Origin of the sequence: Pedobacter jamesrossensis (genome assembly GCF_042650905.1) — a bacterium.
Taxonomy (GTDB): Bacteria; Bacteroidota; Bacteroidia; order Sphingobacteriales; family Sphingobacteriaceae; genus Pedobacter; species Pedobacter jamesrossensis.
Window position 1 is genome coordinate 74404 of record NZ_JBHSBY010000016.1, and the last position, 18603, is coordinate 93006.

The following is an 18603-nucleotide window of genomic DNA, read 5'->3' on the forward strand; positions in this document are numbered from 1 at the left end:
AAATTAAATACTATTAGTAATTAAGAATTTCTCATTCTTTTTAGCAAAGAACTTGACAACTCTTTTTACATTGGAAGCCGGAATTATTATTTTATTATTACTATCCGCAATATTTAAATTTTGTGGTAAATAAACATAACAATCGCCACTTATTTTTTTGTTAGTTACAACTGCTCTATTTATTGCCCCGTCTTTCCAACTCATATCTATTTCAAAACCACCTCTGGCACACACACCATTCAAACTACCATTTTGCCAATCTTTATCATCGGGTAATGCTGGCAAAAGCCTAATTACGTTATTCTTTCCGTGGCTCTGAATCAACATTTCTGCAATACCAGATGTTCCTCCAAAATTACCGTCAATTTGAAAGGGAGGATGTGCACAAAAAAGATTGGGATAAGTTCCGCCACCGTTTTGCATATTTATGCCCGTACCGTTTACAGGTTTTAAAAGTTCTTTAAACAACCTCAAAGCGTGATTTCCATCTGCAAGCCTTGCCCAGAAGTTAATTTTCCAAGCCTTACTCCAACCGGTTCCACCATCTCCTCTTTGGTTTAAAGTTTCTTTTGCGGCTTCAGAAAGTTTATGATTATCCCAGGGTGTTATTTCATCATAAGGATATAAACCAAATAAATGAGAAACATGGCGATGTTTAGGCTCAGCATCAACCCAATCCTCAAGCCACTCATTAATGTCGCCATTCTGCCCAATCTGGTTTGGTGCAAGCTTCGGGATAATATCAGTCAAAATTTTTCTAAGCTCTAAATCTGTTTCTAAAATTTTTGAAGCCTCAACTGTAGCATTAAATATCGAACGACATATCTGCATATCCATCGTAGGTCCCATGGCTGTTTGCCCTTTAAAACCATCATCGGTTATGTAGGTGTTTTCAGGAGAGTTTGAAGGAGAAATCACTAACCAATTATTTTTAGCCTCTTTTACTAATACAGATTTTAAGAATAAAGATGCACCTTTCAAAATCGGATAATATTTTATTAGGAAATTAATATCTTTTGTATATAGATAATGTTCCCAGATGTGTGTACTAAGCCATGCACCTCCAGTTAAAGTAGAGCCCCATTCTGCCCCCTCACCTGGCGAAGTGTACAACCACGGATTGCTAATAACATGAGCTACCCAGCCTTCGGCATTATAATAAGCTTTAGCCGTTTTCGCTCCATTCGGAACCAAATTATTGGTAAACTGAAATAATGGTTGGGTAAGAGCAGATAAATTAGTGACTTCAGCCGGCCAATAATTCATTTGCAAATTAATATTTAAGTGATAATCGCCATTCCATGGAGTTTGATATTCGGTGGCCCAAAGACCTTGTAAATTTGCAGGTAACAAACCCGGTCTCGAAGATGATATTAATAGATAGCGGCCAAAATTAAAATATAGCGCTGGTAAATTCGGATCACTTCTACCAGCATAATAGAGCGCCAAACGTTTACTGGTACTTAAATTTTCTATTTTATTTTCTGCATAAAAATTTAATCTACACCTATTAAAAAAAGATTGATATTCAAGTTTATGAGCATTAAAACACACAATTTCCGACTTTATAAATGCTTTATTTATCTTATCCTTACAAATAGCAACAATATCAGCAGAAGTTAAATCAGCACTTACCGGATTATAATTTGTCTCCGTGTTTAATATTAAATCACACTCTGTCGCATTTTCTACAATAAGTTGATTGCCTTCTATTTTTAATATTCCGCCTTTTAATTTAGGTTTAACAATTGTAATGAACTTCATGCCCATATCTTTGCCTGCAGGAAGTTGCCCTTTCATTAAGATCGAATTCCCACTTATAGAAATCACTGTGTGTTCTTTTCTGAAAAGTGAAATTTTAAAATTAAGGCTAGCATTCTTGCTTGCAAAAAACTTAATGCGGGTAACGTCATTCTTAAAATCAGTATAAACTTTTTCTGTGTAAGAAACACCAGTCTTAGTAAAGCTAGTTTCCACTACGGCTCTTTCCAAATCCAGTGTTCTGCTATATTTTGAAACCTTACTTAAGGTATCTTTCCATTGTATAAATAAATCACCTACAGTTTGATAGCATCCATAAAGTGCATTTGCGGCATTGCCATTATGCGAACCATCATCTTTCGAAACGAAATTTTTCTGTAAAAGTGATTGCGCCTCTTTATTCTTCCCTTCGAGCAGCAGGTTTTGAATAGGTTTTAAATATAAATGGGCATCTTGCCGATTTGCCTCTTGCACTCCTCCAGACCATAGGGTTATTTCATTTAGGGCTATCCTTTCTCTTTTTGTATTCCCATAAACCAGAGCACCTAAACGACCATTACCTAACGGCAAAGACTCTTCAAAGGATGAGGCAGGATGATTAAATTTTACATGTGTATCGGTTTTCTGAGCCCATAGTGTACTAATGGAATGTAGGCAAAGCAATGTAAAGAAATGCAGTTTACGCATAGAATATTGAATATTGGGAACATAAAATTATCATTTTCAATTAGAAAAGAGAAGCCCGCAAATTAATTAGCCTATAAATCAATATAGTAGCGCATTTTATCAACTTTTATTTGCAGGAAATACTCCGGAACCCTATATTTGCACCACTTTAAAGGAAACGATTAAATGTTTCAATTAAATTGATTCCGTAGCTCAGCTGGTAGAGCATTACACTTTTAATGTAGTGGTCCTGGGTTCGAATCCCAGCGGGATCACACCAAAGACTATCAAAATGTATAAAACCCTGCAATCGCACGATTAGCAGGGTTTTTGCTTTTAGGGAATTGCCAAAATTCGCATGTTTTCACAAAACTTTGGTGAGTGATTCGGTGAGTAAGGCAAAATGGTAAAAATTGACTCACCGAATGGTACATAATCAATTATTGTACAGGCTGTTATAAACTGTACATCTTGTATCTTTTTAGCAACAAAGCTATGTTTGTTTAACTAAAATCGTGAGATTATGAAAACCAATTTTAGCCTACTTTTCTACCTGAAAAGACAAAAGAATTATGTGAACGGAAATGTTCCGATCTACATGCGCATTACCGTTGAGGGAAACCGTGCAGAAATTGCCACCAATCGGGAGTGCGATCCAAAACGATGGAACGCCAAAGGTGGACGAGCAATCGGCTCCAAAGAAGAAGTCAAGATATTAAACACCCATCTAGACCAATTGCAGAACGCGGTATATTATGCACATCAATGTGTTTTCGATGCGGGATTACCGATTACAGCAGAGCTGATCAAATCCAGTTATCTAGGAACACTATCAAATTCTCATACACTTCTTGAAGCTGTGGCAGATCACAATGCCAAAATGGAACAGCTAGTCGGCAAAGATTATGTTCGTGGCACATTAAACCGTTATAAGGTTCTGGAAACACACCTCAAAGTTTTTATCGGATTAAAATATGGCGTGGCCGATATGGACATCAAAACCATAGATCAAGCTTTTCTCAACGGATTTGACCATTACCTTCGGTCGGATAAAAGCTGTGCGAACAACTACGTGGTAAAGAACATCAAGAACCTAGGAAAGATCCTTCGCATCTGCATGGAAAACGAATGGATAGACAAATCGCCATTTACAGCCTATAAGGGCAAGACTAAGAATGTCGACCGTTTTTACCTGAACAAAGAAGAATTAGCACATATCGCAGGAAAAGAGTTCCTATCGGACAGATTAAAACAGGTTAGGGACGTTTTCATCTTCTGCTGTTTTACTGGCTTGGCCTATGTGGATGTTTTTAAACTAAAACAGGAGAATATCAGAAAGGGAATTGATGGCGATCGTTGGATATTCACCAATAGACAGAAAACGAAAACAAGGTCTTCTGTTCCGTTATTGCCAACAGCAACCAAAATCATTGATAGATACGCGACTAACAAAATCTGTCTGAACAAGGGGTTACTCCTCCCCGTCCCAAGCAACCAAAAGATGAATGAGTACCTAAAAGAGATTGCCGACCTGTGTGGAATTGAAAAGAGATTGACCTCACATATTGCCCGCCATACCTTTGCCACTACCGTTACATTGTTGAACGGGGTGCCGATTGAAAGTGTTTCCAAAATGCTTGGACACACGAACATCAGGACTACCCAGCATTACGCGAAGATTTTGGATTTAAAAGTGAGCGAGGATATGGCATTGTTGAAAAAGAGATTAGCAATTATTTAATATTGGACATAAATTTAAGCCAGTCATCCACAAGAATATTGAGCTTATTATTTATAAAAAATCAAAGTATATGAGTGGAGAAACTAATGGGTTATTAGTCCCTGACGAGATTATAATGAACCAGATTTATTACATACGTGGGCATAAAGTAATGTTGGATGCAGACTTAGCTACACTTTATGAAGTTGAAACCAAGCAGCTTAAAAGACAGGTGAAAAGAAATATAGATCGTTTTCCAGAAGATTTTATGTTTGAGCTTACCTCAGAGGAATATATTGTTTCAAGGAGCCAAAATGGCACCTTGAAACAAGGAAGTAATATAAAATACGCTCCTATGGTCTTTACCGAACAAGGTGTTGCGATGCTATCTAGTGTATTGAATAGCAAAAGAGCGATAAAAGTAAACATCCAAATCATCCGCATATTTACTCGTATACGTCAGATGTTTGTGGATAACACTGAAATACGCTTGGAGATTGAAAAAATAAAGAACAAGTTGGATAATCATGACAAAAATATGGAAATCGTATTTCGTTATCTTGATGAGCTATTAGAAAAACAGGAACAACCTAATCCTCCAAGGAAACGGATTGGTTTTAAGACTGATGATTTTTAGAGGGTCAGGCATTCTATCTCTACGCTAGGGTCTATTTAATATTTTCGCTTTTCGACATCAGAAATGCTTTTCCTGGTTCCGTTACACTAACCCATGGCCATGTATCATTATAAAAATCGCCGATCGTCAAAATACGTTTAACAATTAAATCCCATAGAACTTGACGGACAATACATTCATCCTTTCTTTGTAAGGGAAAGTAAATAGCTTGATGGCCAATTGGATTAGGGTTTTCAACAAGACCATCTCTGACCGCCGTAGCGCCTACATTGTTGCAAAAATTCTTAAATTCAAACGACTGACCATGTTGTTTTATACAATTTATTACTAGTTCTGTGATTTCATTGTAAGAAAGCGAAAGTGATGGTATTTGGTTCATAATATGTATCTTACCTTATTAACTTATCACATCTTTATGTGATAATTGAATCGAAAATTAGTTATAAATTGCAATATGACCAAAAGTAGAAAAGTAAGATCTGATATTCAGGTTGGTAATTTGGAGAAAAAACTGGGGCTTGAACCTGGCGCGATCAGAAATCCTGATGGTTCCGATGCTCGAAGTAATAAGAAGCTTGCTACTTTGCGAAAAGAATATAGCCAAGCTAAAAGTGCGAAGATCAAAACAAATCCTTCCATATCTTCGAAATCCATTGCTAAAGCAGCAAAGGCAGTCAGCGCACTTTCTAATATAAGTGGTAAAATTGTTAAAAAGACCTCACCCACTAAAATAAAAGTTCCTTCGGCATCTACAACTAAAACCCCGAGAATTTCAACTAAGCCTGTCACCAAGAAAGGTGCTGATGTGAAGAAATCAACAGTGAAAAAAAGTCAAGGAAAGGCAAAGATTAAAAAAGCTACTTCTAAGAAATAATGAAGACAAAGGATTACGACCGCAACGTTTTTATTAATTGTGCATTTGATGGAACATTTCTAAATATTTTTAGAGCAATTGTTTATACTATCCATGATTGCGGCTTTATTGCAAGATGCGCCTTGGAAACTGGAAATGGCGAGGGAGTGAGAATTGACAAGATTGTTAAAATAATTCAGGATTGTCGTTATGGAATCCATGATTTATCTTGCGTAGAAATCACTGATGATAGCCCATTACCACGATATAATATGCCTTATGAGTTAGGTATATTTATGGGGTGCAAATATTATGGTGAATCACATCACAAGAAAAAAAACTTCTTGGTATTGGATAGCGAGCCACATCGCTACAAGAGAATGATTTCCGATCTAGCAGGATATGACTTTCCTGCGCACATGAATGATGTATTAATTACCGTAGGCTTAGTACGCGACTGGTTATCAGAAGCAGCCTCAAAAAAACTTCCTGGCACAATTTATTATATAGAACGATATCAAAGATTTATGGAAGTTCTTCCCTTACTATGTCAGAGTATGAAGGCAGATGTAAATACACTAGGTTTTAAAGATTACTATGCTCTAGTGTCGGTCTGGATACAGAACGAGAATTCAAAAATGCTAGATGAAGATTGATTCGTAATAATGTATTGTCCTCTGTCACTCTGGAAAAAGTCATCCATCGTCACCCCAGAACTTCTGCAATCTGTTTTAAATAAACAATCTAGAGAGTAATTGGAAAATTTTTTCAGCTATTTATTACCTGCGCTTGCTCAATTTCATTCAAAGATTTTCCATTTTCGTCTTTCCATACACTTCTACCATTCACGGAATAACCTAGTGTAACTGCAGCAGCAGCTGATGGACTTTCAAAAAGATAATTCTTTGCATAATAAAAATTACCCTGTGTATTGGGGACTATTACTCGATCTTGAATTAGTTTTTCTCTTAGTGTGCTATAGCCAAAAGGTTTTGTCTTGCCAGAAACTTGGGACTGTTCCAAGACAACCAACCCCTCATCCGTTTGAACTGCACTCGCAAATATTCCTTTTACCTTGAGCTCCAGTTTTAAGCCTCCAGACGAACTAATGACTACCGAACTATCTATAGTAGCTGTCAGCGGAACATCTATAATCTTGGTTTCGTTAATTTTAATTGGGTTTTCAAGAAATTTGTGGCCAAGTGTACCATTTAACAGCTTCACATTTAAGAGGAAATCTTCCATTGAATCTTGATCTGGTAACGGTAATGAACTAAGATTTGGAGAATTTGAATTTGCAACTTTGTAACGGTCAGCGTTTAGGGCAATGCTTATCAATCTACTTTCTAAGTATTTAACATGAGATTTAGTCAAGTTTTCATCTTTGCTTGAGAACAATATTACCTCACTCCAAAAATCCTTCTTGGTATCATGATTCTTTAATCTTTCCCAGACATTTTCCGCCTCGCCGATATAAACCTGACTTTGATTACTATCATCTTCTCCAATCAGAAAGTAAACCCCTGGTCGATTTATCTCCTTAATAAAGAATTTATTTAGGTCGGAAATTTTATTTCTTGGACATGAAAGAGCTTGTATCGTATGGTTTACTACTTCTCCCAATTTTATTCCAGAAACATTTCCTTCTTTTAGATAAATTCTGACCGATTTTCCTAGTGCCATTTAATTTGCTCAATTATTTTGATTGTTCGATTTTATCATAGTCGTCATTAAAAAATTCGCTTAAGCTCATGCTAAAACAATTCAAAATGTTGATCAATGTACCAATGGTGATATTGGTGTTGCCTGCCTCGTATTTACCATACTGAGAACGGTTCAGATTGTTCTCATAGGAAAACTTATCTGGACTTGTGAAGCCTTTGGACTTACGGAGGCTTTTAAGCCTCAAGCCAATTTTCTTTAATTCCTTTTCGCTTATTAGGATATTACTTTTTGCCATGAAATAAAGTAAAGCAAATACTCCATTTTAACACACTCCATAAAAAGAGTATTTTTATTTGGAGTATTAAAAATAACTGATTAACTTAGGGTATTGGATAATCGAAATATATTTGATTAGACAACGAAAAATATTAATAGTCTTGCGGTTGCATTTCTGAAGCCGTAGCGCAAGACAGCAGAATACCCAGCCTATTTATTAATATGCTATATTTGCGTATTCCTAAAATAGGTGCGGGACTGCTGTACACTCGTGTTACGTAAGGCTTCAGAAACTTTTATGCAACCACGAGATGCAGTTCCGCACCTATTTCTGCATCTCCAAGACTCATTTAACTGCTACTAACTAAATGAGATCAATATGGAATCAAAATTATCACCAGAAGCCAACCACACTGTCCATTTCAGGGAGTTTGTTCTACGGCTTGCCCAGAAGTTCGAACCGCTACAGGTCTTCAGCTTTTCGCAGAACACCTGCACGCAAAACACGCAAGGTTGCTTTAAAGAAAATCAAATCTCAATAAAATGTGATTATTGCCTATTGGTGATTACTGAGAGTGCAACCCGAATAGATTACGAAATGCAGGATTTCGCCAACGTCAATTATCTGAACGGCACAATTACCGTTATTTGCCACGGTAGGCAATCCGTTGCGGATGCATTACATCAAAACAGCCATTTTTTTATATCGGTGCTCACCAGTGGAAAACTGCTCTACAGTAAGGATGGCCTGTTGAATGGCGATCCAGTACCGCCGTTCATCCCTACTAAGAGTGCAATAAAGGCCCTTAAACATTACGACCACCGTATGCCTTTGGCCGATGGGTTTTTGATGTGCGCATCCGAATGTCTCCAAAAAGAACAGTTTGGCATATGTGCTTTTATGCTCCATCAGGCCGTTGAACAGGCCTGTATCTGTTTGGTCAGGGTTCACATTGCCTACCGTTCGGAGTTCCACAACCTGCACCGCCTGCTCCGTCTGTGCCTATGCTTTTCTGAACGCCCTTTTCAACTGTTCTTTCCACTCCCCAAGATGAAAGGCTATTCGATATGATGGCAAAAAGCTACTCTGGATCACGCTACAAAGATGATTTTTCGGTTTGTGGACGCGATGCGGAAAGTCTATATCAACGGGTAGCATCTTTTCTTATGTTGGCAAAAGAGATGTGCAACGAAAAAATAGAACTCCTCGATCAGGAAGCGGCACTTCATGCAGTCCTAAAAAACGCAGAAGCTGTACAAATTGTGACAACTGAACAAATTGAGAATTGAAACATGGAAAAGCATTTAAAGAAACCATCGAAAAATAGGATCATTCATCTTGATAATGATGAAATGGCAAATCCAATTAAAGTGGTAAACGATTTTTTTAGTGCCTCGTGGCTGCCAGAACAATTGAAGATGCTGAAGCAATGGCGCAACGATGCTGCTTTTGAAACCGAGGAAGCCAGAAACTACAGTCCAGCCAGCCTGCTCTTCGATCACAAACTGACCATAAAACTGTTAGAGGCTGCTTGGCTTTTAAAGGATAAAAAACTCGGCAGGATCAAGATCGATGTCGAAACGGAAGACAACATTGCCAAATGGTACATCAAAACGGAAAGGAAAAAACTCCGTGACTATCCTAAACACCTGACCGTTCTGGAGATCATAAAGCCATCATCGGTAATAAAGAAAATGTTCAGGATCCATAAACTGGACGGTTACAGAAGGATACTGAACATATGGCTCTATGATGCGCTGAGTACTGGCTTCATGGAAGAAAGCCTCTCCAAGTCCGAGGTCATTACCGTGTATGAACAACTGGTGAAACTTTTCGAGGCCATGTGGCTGATTAGTCAGTGCATTAAGACAAAGGATTAAATCTCATTTAATGGAATCTAAACCTTAGAATTTCAGCTCAGGCGCTAAGTAGGGTATGGCAATTTATATTGGTGAATTTTTATATCGTGTTCTGTGAACGCTATTGCAAGGAAGGTTGCTCAACTAGAATAGTTGATAATAGATATAAACGAGTATATTAGTTTAACCTAGAAGACTTTCCTAATTCACATAAACTTGTGTAGATTTATCGTATAAATAAATCAAATGGGAAAACCTTTTTATATTCTACTATTTTCTTTCCTGCCATTCATTTCATTTGGCCAAAATCTCTATCCGGAAAAATTTGAGAACTGTAAACTATCTAATTTCTGTCTTGATTGTGGGGATTTGAAGGCGCAACCTCCCCAAAGCTTTCTGAACGAGGTAACCAATAATCTTGGTGGCAACATGAAGTCTCTAAAAGGGATAATGGAAATTCAGATTTTGATAGACTCTGTTGGCAAACCGTGTCTTTTAAGTGCAAAAAACGAAACTAATGTTAGTTCGAAAGAGCTGAAACTACCTCACTCGATAAACAATACATCTAAATGGAAAGCTGCTATAGTAAATGAAAAACATACAAATACATCTGTTTCTGTAATACTAGTTTTTGAAAACGGAACTGTTACTGCCAAAAGGAGAACGTTTGACTTTTCAAATAGTTCAAATATGAAGGCCGTTGGCACGCCTGAAGTAGCAGGAACCGAAAGAAGCAAACTGTCTGAGACCTGGACTGTATTTACGCAAGATAACTCTGCCCTTCCTTGGGACATGAGCAGAGCGGTTGTTACTGACAAAAATAATTTGATTTGGATTGGAACGGACAATGGAATAGCTAAAGTGGAAAAGGGCAAATGGGAAGTATTCAATAATCAAAATTCAAATATCAAAGCTGTAGGACGTAATAAAAATCAAATGCCAGCAATACGCGACATTGCAGTTGACAACAATAACAACAAGTGGTTTATTGCAGGTTACGATGTTTACAAGTATGACAATAAAAGCTGGACAGTGTATGATTCAATTAATTCACCAATAAATTGGGCTAGGAAGATTTATGTGGACAAAAGCAATAACATCTGGTTCACTTCTTGGGAAGGTGTGGCGAAGTTTAATGGAAGCGCTTGGACTGTTTTTAACAAAAAGAATTCACAGCTTCCTTCGGACAAAACATTAGGTGTTTTTATGGACAGTAAAAATCGCGTATGGATCGGTACTTTTGAAGGAAATGTAATGATTGAAAACAAAAGGACAATCAGATTTTTAGACAAAAATTCGCCATTATCAAAAGCTTATATCTCCCAAATGTATGAGGATAAAGCAGGAAATCTGTGGTTTTCTCTTTATAACGAAAAAGGATCAGATGCAGGGATTTACATTTCAAAAACAGATGGAAGTTGGGAAAGGATTATGGGAGATAAGCCAAATTTTTTCAGTAAAAACAGTATCAATTATTTTCTTCTTGATGAAGACAAGGATATGCTATGGATCACGCAAAATAATGTCGGAATAATAAAATACGATTTAAAACGGAAGAGCTATGAAATTTACACGAATGAAAATTCAAACGTTCCAAGTGTAAATGTCGAGCAACTTACTAAAGATAAAGATGGTGCAATTTGGGCAGCAACCTATGCGGGAGTTGTAAAGCTAAATATACTGTAAGCTAGTCAAATCAACACCTTGGCAGAATTGCGGAAAATTCTTCCACCACCCTTGGAATTTTTGATCGAAAGTGAAAAACAGGCAACCGCCAAATTCTTTCCGTAGACACCAGAGCAAAAACAGCGCAGCTGCGTGGGTTGGGCGTTTTTGCAGGCCGCAAATGTGGGGGGCTAACCCTAAATCATCGCCCGAGGCCTTTGCCTTGCCGCATCTGCTTTTTACGCCTTTTCCGTTCTGCAAGCTCAACTGGATTTACGTCTGGTTCGATCGACTGCGCTGGTGTCATCAACACCTCGATAAAATCACCTATCGACCGCCCTGTATCTTTGACCATATCCGCAACCGTCGGGAAACGCCCATCTGCTATGTCCCTTGCCAGTGTATTAACACGCCCTGTATTTTGGTACCCCGCAGTCGCCAGTTCAAGGATATCCATCTGCTCTTTCTGAACCAGATTTCCGTTTTGCTGGATATTGGCATGGGCAAAAGTTTCCTTCAGACCCCTGTGGAATCCAAATAGCCTGTCGAATATTATTTCTCCAGAATGCTTGAAGGCTACACGGTTGAACTGTCCAAGCTTTTTGGAATGCGCCTCGTTCTTTCCCTTTGAATTGTTCATCGGACTCAGCTTGATCTTGTTTGTTGCATCCTTTCGACTGACAATGATCTGGATATGCATCTGGTTGCCCTCTTTTTTTTCTCCACGCTTTTTGGTGCCGTTCTTCACCTCTTTGTCATTATGGGTGTAATAGCGATGATTTTCAATCTTTCCGAACCACAGCAGGTCTTTTGCGGAACTGATACCCTCACGTTTAAAGTTCCTCGCATATTCGTCCATTACCTTTTCTGCATAGATTTTCAGTCTTTCTTTTATTTCCGATTTCCCATAGCTGTTTTCAAGATGTCTTAATTCCTTTTGGCTCGGACTTAAGTTGACAAGGAAGAACTTTGCATCTGTTTTGCAGAGTTTGGCAATGTTTTTATCGATGGCGTGTCTTACCTCATAAGGCTCTATATTATTGGCGATATGGTTGAACCAATATTCGGGCTCAAATTTATCATCGAGCCTGTTCTCCTTTTCTAGATATTTGACCAGTCCGCCACTACTCCCCTTGTTATCTGCCGTCGCGCTATCGGTAATATTGATATACATATCAGAGCAGGTCTATACGTTTGCGGGTCTGGTCGGCAAGATTGTCCTTTTCTTTTTGGCCTGTCATCATGTTGAAGCTGTCCCTTTCCCTGATGTAGCTGTTGAGTATCAGCATGAAGCTCATTTTCAACCGTTCCTCGGTCTTCAACTTCATATTGATGTTGCCCACCGCGTTATTCAGTTTCGATAATATCCCTGTCTGCCCATCTTGGTTGTCCAGTATTTTCCGATTATGCTTCGCCACCTGATCGTTGAAGAAATCCACTATCTTCTTCATTGCTTCCAGCATCCTAGCCGAATCACGTTTGATGGGAATGAGCAGTTCGGTCTCCTGTGTTTTGATAAAGCCGATGTATTCCTTTTGTCCTTTAAGAATGGTATTCTTCAACAGTTCATCGTTCAGGTCGGTAGGATCTTTTTTGCTCCGATAGAAATAATCCAGCATCTGGGAAAATACCAAACGCTTTGACCTGCCGAGCTTGAGGGCGATCTTTTCGAACTTAACATCGTCCTGCACCGAATATTTTACCGTTCTCAATGTTTCCTGCATATCCATATATCTTTATAACCAGTTATATCGCACCCTTAAGGGGGTTCCAATTTTTACTTCTATGCCACTTTAACAGTGGACGAGAACCCCTGGAGGGTTCTCGAAACCCCCACCGCGTAGCGTGAGGCAAGCAAAGTAGGGCTCTGCCCAACTTCCGCTTGCTCCATTTTTTTTTGAAAAATGGACTTTCAGCAATATGCCTATCCCTCACGGTTCTCTATCTCGGTTTAGCAATGTAATGTGACTGGCAAGGGTCGGATGGTACGACGGTTCGTATTCGACTAAGCCATTCGCTATCAGTTCGCCCATACATTTGTGGTAGGTCGCATAGGAACGGATGGCCGAATGTTTCATCAGTTCACGCCTAGAAACCCGAAATGGGTTTTGCCCAAATGCTTTGTCATGATACATCAGTATTGCGGAATATAGGCTAAGATGCGATTGACGGAAACTTCTGTTACCGCTGGCGAGTTTTAAGAAACTGGCCAATTTTTCTGCCGTTCCCATCACGAATTTCCAATTTCGCCCAACAATTGCACGATGTCCGCATGTGCATAATAGAATATCCCACCGATTTTTTCGTATGGAAGAATGCCTTTGATGCGCAGGTTCTGCAATGTACCAGATGAAATTTTCAGCAGGTTTCTTACTTCTGAGCTCCGAAGAAATTGTTTATTGGTTACCGTTTCATCTTTTCTGATGGCCTGTTTGATTTCTTCTATAAGTTCTGACTTCAGATTTAGAAGTTCTTCTTTGGTTAGGATCTCAATCTGCATATTTACCTCCGTTTTTAAGTTTACGGAAGCAAAATTGTAGGGAAATTTGGAGGTAACAATGACCATAAGTTTGGTATGGTCATATACAACAGTTGAACTGCCTGCTATTTTTCGTTCGGGCTGACAGGCACTATTCTAAAAAGTTTATGTTCAGCTTTAATTTCAGTTCCCTTTGAGGTTACATCTCCATTTTTGCCAACATAATAATTGCGTAGCGTTTCAACTGATAAATCATCGCCACCATCAGAAAAGTATTTGCCGATAAGCCTTGGATAAACAATCTTGTGATCACTCAGAATCAATTTTCTACCTGATGGCAGTTCAAGCTTCTCGATTTGCTTTAGCAGGTCTATAAAAGTTGGAACGTAACCTTCCTCAATCCTAATCTTCTGGCTCACTTCGAAAACCTTAAGCTCATCAAGGCGAGTTTGGAGTTCTTCGATGATTTCCTTTTGCTTTTGAATTATATTTTCCTTTTCTTCAATTACCAAATAAGATGGTCTAGCATCCCATATATCAATGCTTTTAAGATATTTTTCGAACTGTTGTAACCTTTTCAAGCTCTCCTTATGAATACCATGATTGTTTGAAAAAGGATTTTGTATTTCGAAATGCTTAATCCTTATTTGAACAATCTGCCAAACATGACGGAAAAATTCTTCTTTATTAACGAGATTGTTTTCCAGAGCATAATTAAGGTGGTAATTATAATAATCTGCAAATTCTTTTTCTTCTATTCTGTATATCTTTAGCAGAAAGTGGTTGTCGTCATGACTGTGCCATAAGCCTATAAAAGTCCCTAAATCATATGGATGTGGCTGAAATGAAAAGCGTTTGCGGGGTTTGAAGTAGCTATGGTTCATGTTTAGCATTCTTTAATAAATCAAAGTAGGAATTAAAGCAAAAAAAACGACGGTTTCTCTAAATTTAGAACAATTTAGCAATGCTTACTTTGATGAAATCTTTTATCAAAATATCTATTTGTTAATGTTATGAAATATCGATCACGTTCATTTCGCCAAACCACTCTTTCGCTTTATCTATTACTTGTGCTTCAGGATTATGATAGAATACCGCTAAATTTTCTTTAGCCCTTGTACAACAAACATAAAATATCTTTTGGGTTCTATCTAACACAGTTGATGAACCCGTTTCCAAGAATAGGTTTCCGAAATTGTAATTGTTCCAACCTCCATTATCAAGAATAACTAATACATTATCAAATTCCGCCCCCTTAGTTTTATGCTGGGTTGAAAATGGTGTTTTACCCTCCAAATATTCATACAATTTTTGAAATTCACTAAATTTCACATTCTTTACTCGATTATAGAGATACTCTTTTTCTTCTTTAAAATCAATAAGTTTATCATCAATTAGAGAAATGCCTTTTTCGTCGGCATCTATAATTACCTCATCTATTGTTTTATCGCCAACATGTATAAGATTATCAATATTTTCTTTTAAAGTCCTCTTATTCGCAATACTCGTGATTTTATATCGATAGTCTGTAGCTCTTAGAAACTCATTATATCTTTTATTTGTATACAAAGAAATATTTGTTTGAATTTTAAAAAGATGCTTTATAAGATTATCTCTTTTTGAACCCTTTTTATTGTCATCTTTTTCATCTTTCTTTTTGTCATCAAGTAATTGGTCTTTATCTACATATATTTTAGAAAACTCAGAATAGTTTAAAGATTTTGAATATTCATACAATTCCGCGTTAATATCAATAAAAGCTTGCATTGTGTTAGTAGCACTAACAGCACTTAACTCTCGATCGATTTTACCTGCTTGCAATATTTGAATTACTTCACCAAATGTGTTTTCTGAAAAATCATTAGTAATAGAATTTTCTTTTATAAACTTTTTAATTCTATCTCTAAAGCTTATAATATGGTCTTTATCATAAATGTCCATTAATGTTCTAAACCCTGCTTTACCTGCTATTAAATTATGAGTGAGGTTTAATTCCTTAGTCTCTTTCGAATTATCAAAATCCCAATCATAATTTTCTTTTAAGTATCTTTCTACGTTACTAATACTTCCATCATTAGAATGCAGAAACAGCACATTTCCTTGCTTCACAATACCTTCAAGCATATTAGGTGCATTTGGGTCGTTAGATGGTTCTTGTATAATACCATCTTTACGCAGTTTATTGGCTAAATTAATTACGAGTTGAGGGTTTCTTCGGTTCTGTTTCTTTGGAATTTCATTTACAGTATCAGCTTCATCTCCTTTGTACTCATCTAAGTTTCCAATCCCAGTTTCGTAAATTGATTGCATAGCATCGCCAAAAAAGCCCATAACATTTTTCCTTTCGCTTTTCTTGAAATGAGTTAGAAATATATCTACGACCTCTTTACTTGTATCTTGGTACTCGTCAATAAAAATGAACTTGTATTTATCCTTTACAATACTGCTAAGTTTGGGGTATTTCTCAAAAAGATAGTTGGCAACAATAAGCAATTCGTCGTGAGAAATTATTCCTTCACGTAACCTCACAAATTCTTTATACTGTATGCCTTCTGGTAATATGTCAAAGAAGCTATAAGGAATTGTGTTTATATCATCAATTGAAATTTTGCTGATTTCTTCATTATTTGCTAATGAAATAATTGTTTCTTTAAGCTCTTTCTGAAAGTGCTTTATATTATCCCATAAGAAGTCGTGAATTGTAGATACATTTAGGTTCTTATGATTTACTCTTTCTTCAATTTCTTTTACTGCCGAATTAGTGTATGTCATACAGGCGACTTTTGATGTTGGATTTTCAGCCAGCACTTGACGAATTACACTAACTAGCGAATATGTTTTACCACTTCCTGCACCACCACTTAAAAGGAAGTTTCTCCCTTCATCAATTGATTGGAAGATTTCTTGAACTTCGGATTCTAAACTTAATCTTCCTTCAACCATAATAAACCATTTTTGATGTATGCTGGAATATTCCAATTACTAAATTCCTTGTCACTATGATATAAAATATCTAATGCGAAATGAGTTTTCTTTTTTATGCACGAACTTGCTAATACATAAGCATTACTTACACCATCATCAAATAATTTTCTATTTTGTAATCCTTGAAATTCGTCTTTTTTAGCTTTTACAAATTCGTGATTAATATGGATAAATGCATCCTCAAAACTCCTTGCATGATAGGTCTCTTCTTCCTGCTGAAAGCATATACAAACTGCAGAGCCTCCCACAATAATAGTTCTGTTGCCCATAGATAATGCTTTCAAGTCATTCCAAGAGACTTCGTTTAAAAAATGATTGATTGCTGAATTACTCGTTTTTTTTCCTTCATCTACAGGACAGGCATTCCCATCATCATCCACAGCATCAATATCAGTTAGGATGAGAGATTTAACGCCCAAAAACTCCATAAACTTTTCGAAGATCTGAGAATAAGCTCCAACTTCTATTATAGATATATTTTTTGATAGCAAAGGAAGAAAAGTATCTTCTTCATTTTCAGCTTTTAAACGAATTATTTCTTCTAAATCAACTTTCCTCATAAAGGTTGGTATCAATATTCTTTCTGTATCTCCCTCAATAAGCACCGCTTTATCGGCAAAAAATATTTCAGCTCTACTAATGGTTAGATATTGCTTTAGAAATTGATATTGCTTAGGATCCGTATCATATTGCTTTTTTAAATCTGAAAGGTTTTTTGCAACAACGTTATTTTTATTTTCCGTTTTTAAATATTTGATATCATCAAAATCACTATCAGCTACAATGTGGGATGAATGTGTTGTAATTATATATTGAAGTGGTCGATTTATCCCATCCCCTTTTTTTATGCCTTCCGCAAGTAATTTCTTTATGTTTTTTATAAAAATATACTGCATTTGTGGATGAGTGTGTGCCTCTGGTTCTTCTATAATGAGTAAGTTTATATCCGCAGGCTTTTTATCTTTATCTCGTTTGAAATCTTGTACAAGAATTTCAATTTCAAAAATCATACTTATTAGGTTCATATACCCTAAGCCATTGTAATGTTCTGGTAGCTTATGGTCATCGTGCGTATATACTACCGTTGTATTACCTTCAAGTAATTCTCTATGTTGTAATGTTGAAATGATTGCTATATCTGTATCATTCAGTTTTATCCCACCAAAATCTTGTACTTTCTTAATTACATCACTGAATAGGTCTCTATATATATTGCTTAATGTACTATCGGTTTCTGAAAGTTGGTCTTTAAAATTTTCGGTAGCTAAATTTTTTTCGGCATTATCTTCTTGTTTTTTGTAAAGGCTGGATGTGTGTTTAGATAATGTATTTTCCTTTTCTTTATTAGTAACATCTCGTCTTGCACTAATATATTTGAAGCCTATAATATCTTTAATGCTAATTCCCTCATTTTCAAGGTCAATATAATTGGCATCATTGGCTTTTTCGTTAGCCATATCATATTCAATCGACAATTTATGAGTAGAGAAATAATTACCTAATTCTTTCTTCAAAAATTCATTTAAATCATCAGGCTTACTTTTCTTTTTTTCATCAACCTTAATTTTCTCTTTTGCTCTAAATATTGAAAAGTCAGCTCCCAATTGTAGAAAATCAGTATAGCCTAATGTGTATTCAAAACCTAACACAATTTTATTGTTATTAGGGTCTAAATCCATCAATACTCTGCTGACGTTCGATAAATCATCTTTTTCGTTGTATTCAATAAAAATTTTTAACTTGATGCCTATAGGGTCAAAATGTTCTTGAACAACCTCTGACTTAATAAGGCTTTCTAGTTCGTTTCTAAAATCTATATTCAAATCATCATAAGAGAATTTACTTTTCTCGTTTAAAAATTTATCTAGAACAGAAAGAATTGATGTTTTTCCAGTATTATTTTTCCCAATGACAAGTGAAAGTTCTTCCTCTAAATCAATAGAGAAATCCTTTAACAGTCTAAAATTGGTAATTGCGAGTTGCGTTATTTTCATACTAATTTAGATTTAAACTGGTCTTATTGGATTTATTAGATA

At 36.6% G+C, this 18603-nt stretch carries 18 protein-coding genes and 1 tRNA gene; 9 read left to right on the forward strand and 10 right to left on the reverse strand.

The features are described 5' to 3' along the window. Positions 1–3: 3 nt before the first annotated feature. Positions 4–2448, reverse strand: a complete 2445-nt coding sequence (locus tag ACFOUY_RS02590; RefSeq protein ID WP_378958886.1) for a glycoside hydrolase family 95 protein — start codon at positions 2446–2448, stop codon at positions 4–6. Positions 2449–2629: 181 nt separating this feature from the next. Between ACFOUY_RS02590 and ACFOUY_RS02595 the strand changes: the two genes are divergently transcribed. The 3 genes from ACFOUY_RS02595 to ACFOUY_RS02605 all read left to right on the forward strand — a co-directional run bounded on the left by ACFOUY_RS02595 (position 2630) and on the right by ACFOUY_RS02605 (position 4784). Further along, positions 2630–2702: transfer RNA gene (locus ACFOUY_RS02595), tRNA-Lys, on the forward strand. A gap of 248 nt (positions 2703–2950) precedes the next feature. Next, a complete protein-coding gene (locus ACFOUY_RS02600) occupies positions 2951–4168 on the forward strand; it encodes a site-specific integrase (RefSeq protein WP_378958887.1) in 1218 nt (405 codons plus the stop codon). A 70-nt stretch (positions 4169–4238) separates the two neighbouring features. After that, the gene (locus ACFOUY_RS02605) at positions 4239–4784 is read left to right on the forward strand and encodes an ORF6N domain-containing protein (protein WP_378958889.1); all 546 of its coding nucleotides are present in this window, start codon (positions 4239–4241) and stop codon (positions 4782–4784) included. A 31-nt stretch (positions 4785–4815) separates the two neighbouring features. On the opposite strand, the gene ACFOUY_RS02610 is transcribed toward ACFOUY_RS02605, so the two are convergent. Further along, the gene (locus ACFOUY_RS02610; RefSeq protein ID WP_378958890.1) at positions 4816–5163 is read right to left on the reverse strand and encodes a hypothetical protein; all 348 of its coding nucleotides are present in this window, start codon (positions 5161–5163) and stop codon (positions 4816–4818) included. A 75-nt stretch (positions 5164–5238) separates the two neighbouring features. Here ACFOUY_RS02610 and ACFOUY_RS02615 point away from each other — a divergent pair, with 75 nt between their 5' ends. Together ACFOUY_RS02615 and ACFOUY_RS02620 are read left to right on the forward strand one after the other, a co-directional pair. Further along, a complete protein-coding gene (locus ACFOUY_RS02615) occupies positions 5239–5658 on the forward strand; it encodes a hypothetical protein (protein WP_378958891.1) in 420 nt (139 codons plus the stop codon). Continuing rightward, complete coding sequence (locus tag ACFOUY_RS02620) at positions 5658–6293, forward strand: hypothetical protein (protein ID WP_378958892.1); 636 nt, start codon at positions 5658–5660, stop codon at positions 6291–6293. The genes ACFOUY_RS02615 and ACFOUY_RS02620 overlap by 1 nt, the downstream gene beginning before the upstream one ends. 112 nt (positions 6294–6405) lie before the next feature. Here ACFOUY_RS02620 and ACFOUY_RS02625 read toward each other — a convergent pair whose 3' ends face one another. Together ACFOUY_RS02625 and ACFOUY_RS02630 are read right to left on the reverse strand one after the other, a co-directional pair. Then, on the reverse strand, positions 6406–7320 hold the full coding sequence (locus ACFOUY_RS02625) for a GIY-YIG nuclease family protein (RefSeq protein WP_378958893.1): 915 nt from the start codon (positions 7318–7320) through the stop codon (positions 6406–6408). 13 nt (positions 7321–7333) lie between these two features. Further along, entirely contained in the window at positions 7334–7597 is a 264-nt protein-coding gene (locus ACFOUY_RS02630; RefSeq protein ID WP_378958894.1) for a helix-turn-helix domain-containing protein, read from the reverse strand. Between the two features lie 360 nt (positions 7598–7957). On the opposite strand from ACFOUY_RS02630, the gene ACFOUY_RS02635 reads away from it, so the two are divergent. The 4 genes from ACFOUY_RS02635 to ACFOUY_RS02650 all read left to right on the forward strand — a co-directional run bounded on the left by ACFOUY_RS02635 (position 7958) and on the right by ACFOUY_RS02650 (position 11124). Further along, a complete protein-coding gene (locus ACFOUY_RS02635) occupies positions 7958–8650 on the forward strand; it encodes a hypothetical protein (protein ID WP_378958896.1) in 693 nt (230 codons plus the stop codon). Beyond that, the gene (locus ACFOUY_RS02640) at positions 8647–8868 is read left to right on the forward strand and encodes a hypothetical protein (RefSeq protein ID WP_378958897.1); all 222 of its coding nucleotides are present in this window, start codon (positions 8647–8649) and stop codon (positions 8866–8868) included. Before ACFOUY_RS02635 ends, ACFOUY_RS02640 begins: the two co-directional genes overlap by 4 nt. Before the next feature lie 3 nt (positions 8869–8871). Then, the gene (locus tag ACFOUY_RS02645; protein WP_378958898.1) at positions 8872–9459 is read left to right on the forward strand and encodes a hypothetical protein; all 588 of its coding nucleotides are present in this window, start codon (positions 8872–8874) and stop codon (positions 9457–9459) included. 225 nt (positions 9460–9684) lie between these two features. Beyond that, the gene (locus tag ACFOUY_RS02650) at positions 9685–11124 is read left to right on the forward strand and encodes a ligand-binding sensor domain-containing protein (protein WP_378958899.1); all 1440 of its coding nucleotides are present in this window, start codon (positions 9685–9687) and stop codon (positions 11122–11124) included. Between the two features lie 181 nt (positions 11125–11305). Here ACFOUY_RS02650 and ACFOUY_RS02655 read toward each other — a convergent pair whose 3' ends face one another. The 6 genes from ACFOUY_RS02655 to ACFOUY_RS02680 all read right to left on the reverse strand — a co-directional run bounded on the left by ACFOUY_RS02655 (position 11306) and on the right by ACFOUY_RS02680 (position 18561). Then, positions 11306–12277, reverse strand: a complete 972-nt coding sequence (locus ACFOUY_RS02655; RefSeq protein WP_378958900.1) for a DUF5712 family protein — start codon at positions 12275–12277, stop codon at positions 11306–11308. A gap of 1 nt (position 12278) precedes the next feature. Further along, positions 12279–12833: a BfmA/BtgA family mobilization protein gene (locus tag ACFOUY_RS02660; protein WP_378958901.1), complete on the reverse strand. Its 555-nt coding sequence runs from the start codon at positions 12831–12833 to the stop codon at positions 12279–12281. Positions 12834–13333: 500 nt separating this feature from the next. Beyond that, positions 13334–13603, reverse strand: a complete 270-nt coding sequence (locus ACFOUY_RS02665; protein WP_378958902.1) for a helix-turn-helix domain-containing protein — start codon at positions 13601–13603, stop codon at positions 13334–13336. Between the two features lie 104 nt (positions 13604–13707). Next, positions 13708–14466: a hypothetical protein gene (locus ACFOUY_RS02670; RefSeq protein ID WP_378958903.1), complete on the reverse strand. Its 759-nt coding sequence runs from the start codon at positions 14464–14466 to the stop codon at positions 13708–13710. A gap of 127 nt (positions 14467–14593) precedes the next feature. Beyond that, on the reverse strand, positions 14594–16525 hold the full coding sequence (locus ACFOUY_RS02675) for a UvrD-helicase domain-containing protein (protein WP_378958904.1): 1932 nt from the start codon (positions 16523–16525) through the stop codon (positions 14594–14596). Then, positions 16507–18561: an ATP-dependent endonuclease gene (locus ACFOUY_RS02680; RefSeq protein WP_378958905.1), complete on the reverse strand. Its 2055-nt coding sequence runs from the start codon at positions 18559–18561 to the stop codon at positions 16507–16509. Before ACFOUY_RS02680 ends, ACFOUY_RS02675 begins: the two co-directional genes overlap by 19 nt. Positions 18562–18603 lie beyond the last annotated feature (42 nt).

Coding starts and splice junctions, on each gene's coding strand:
- ACFOUY_RS02590 (WP_378958886.1), bottom strand. CDS start 2,448: ATGCGTAAACTGCATTTCTTTACATTGCTTTGCCTACATTCCATTAGT.
- ACFOUY_RS02600 (WP_378958887.1), top strand. CDS start 2,951: ATGAAAACCAATTTTAGCCTACTTTTCTACCTGAAAAGACAAAAGAAT.
- ACFOUY_RS02605 (WP_378958889.1), top strand. CDS start 4,239: ATGAGTGGAGAAACTAATGGGTTATTAGTCCCTGACGAGATTATAATG.
- ACFOUY_RS02610 (WP_378958890.1), bottom strand. CDS start 5,163: ATGAACCAAATACCATCACTTTCGCTTTCTTACAATGAAATCACAGAA.
- ACFOUY_RS02615 (WP_378958891.1), top strand. CDS start 5,239: ATGACCAAAAGTAGAAAAGTAAGATCTGATATTCAGGTTGGTAATTTG.
- ACFOUY_RS02620 (WP_378958892.1), top strand. CDS start 5,658: ATGAAGACAAAGGATTACGACCGCAACGTTTTTATTAATTGTGCATTT.
- ACFOUY_RS02625 (WP_378958893.1), bottom strand. CDS start 7,320: ATGGCACTAGGAAAATCGGTCAGAATTTATCTAAAAGAAGGAAATGTT.
- ACFOUY_RS02630 (WP_378958894.1), bottom strand. CDS start 7,597: ATGGCAAAAAGTAATATCCTAATAAGCGAAAAGGAATTAAAGAAAATT.
- ACFOUY_RS02635 (WP_378958896.1), top strand. CDS start 7,958: ATGGAATCAAAATTATCACCAGAAGCCAACCACACTGTCCATTTCAGG.
- ACFOUY_RS02640 (WP_378958897.1), top strand. CDS start 8,647: ATGATGGCAAAAAGCTACTCTGGATCACGCTACAAAGATGATTTTTCG.
- ACFOUY_RS02645 (WP_378958898.1), top strand. CDS start 8,872: ATGGAAAAGCATTTAAAGAAACCATCGAAAAATAGGATCATTCATCTT.
- ACFOUY_RS02650 (WP_378958899.1), top strand. CDS start 9,685: ATGGGAAAACCTTTTTATATTCTACTATTTTCTTTCCTGCCATTCATT.
- ACFOUY_RS02655 (WP_378958900.1), bottom strand. CDS start 12,277: ATGTATATCAATATTACCGATAGCGCGACGGCAGATAACAAGGGGAGT.
- ACFOUY_RS02660 (WP_378958901.1), bottom strand. CDS start 12,833: ATGGATATGCAGGAAACATTGAGAACGGTAAAATATTCGGTGCAGGAC.
- ACFOUY_RS02665 (WP_378958902.1), bottom strand. CDS start 13,603: ATGCAGATTGAGATCCTAACCAAAGAAGAACTTCTAAATCTGAAGTCA.
- ACFOUY_RS02670 (WP_378958903.1), bottom strand. CDS start 14,466: ATGAACCATAGCTACTTCAAACCCCGCAAACGCTTTTCATTTCAGCCA.
- ACFOUY_RS02675 (WP_378958904.1), bottom strand. CDS start 16,525: ATGGTTGAAGGAAGATTAAGTTTAGAATCCGAAGTTCAAGAAATCTTC.
- ACFOUY_RS02680 (WP_378958905.1), bottom strand. CDS start 18,561: ATGAAAATAACGCAACTCGCAATTACCAATTTTAGACTGTTAAAGGAT.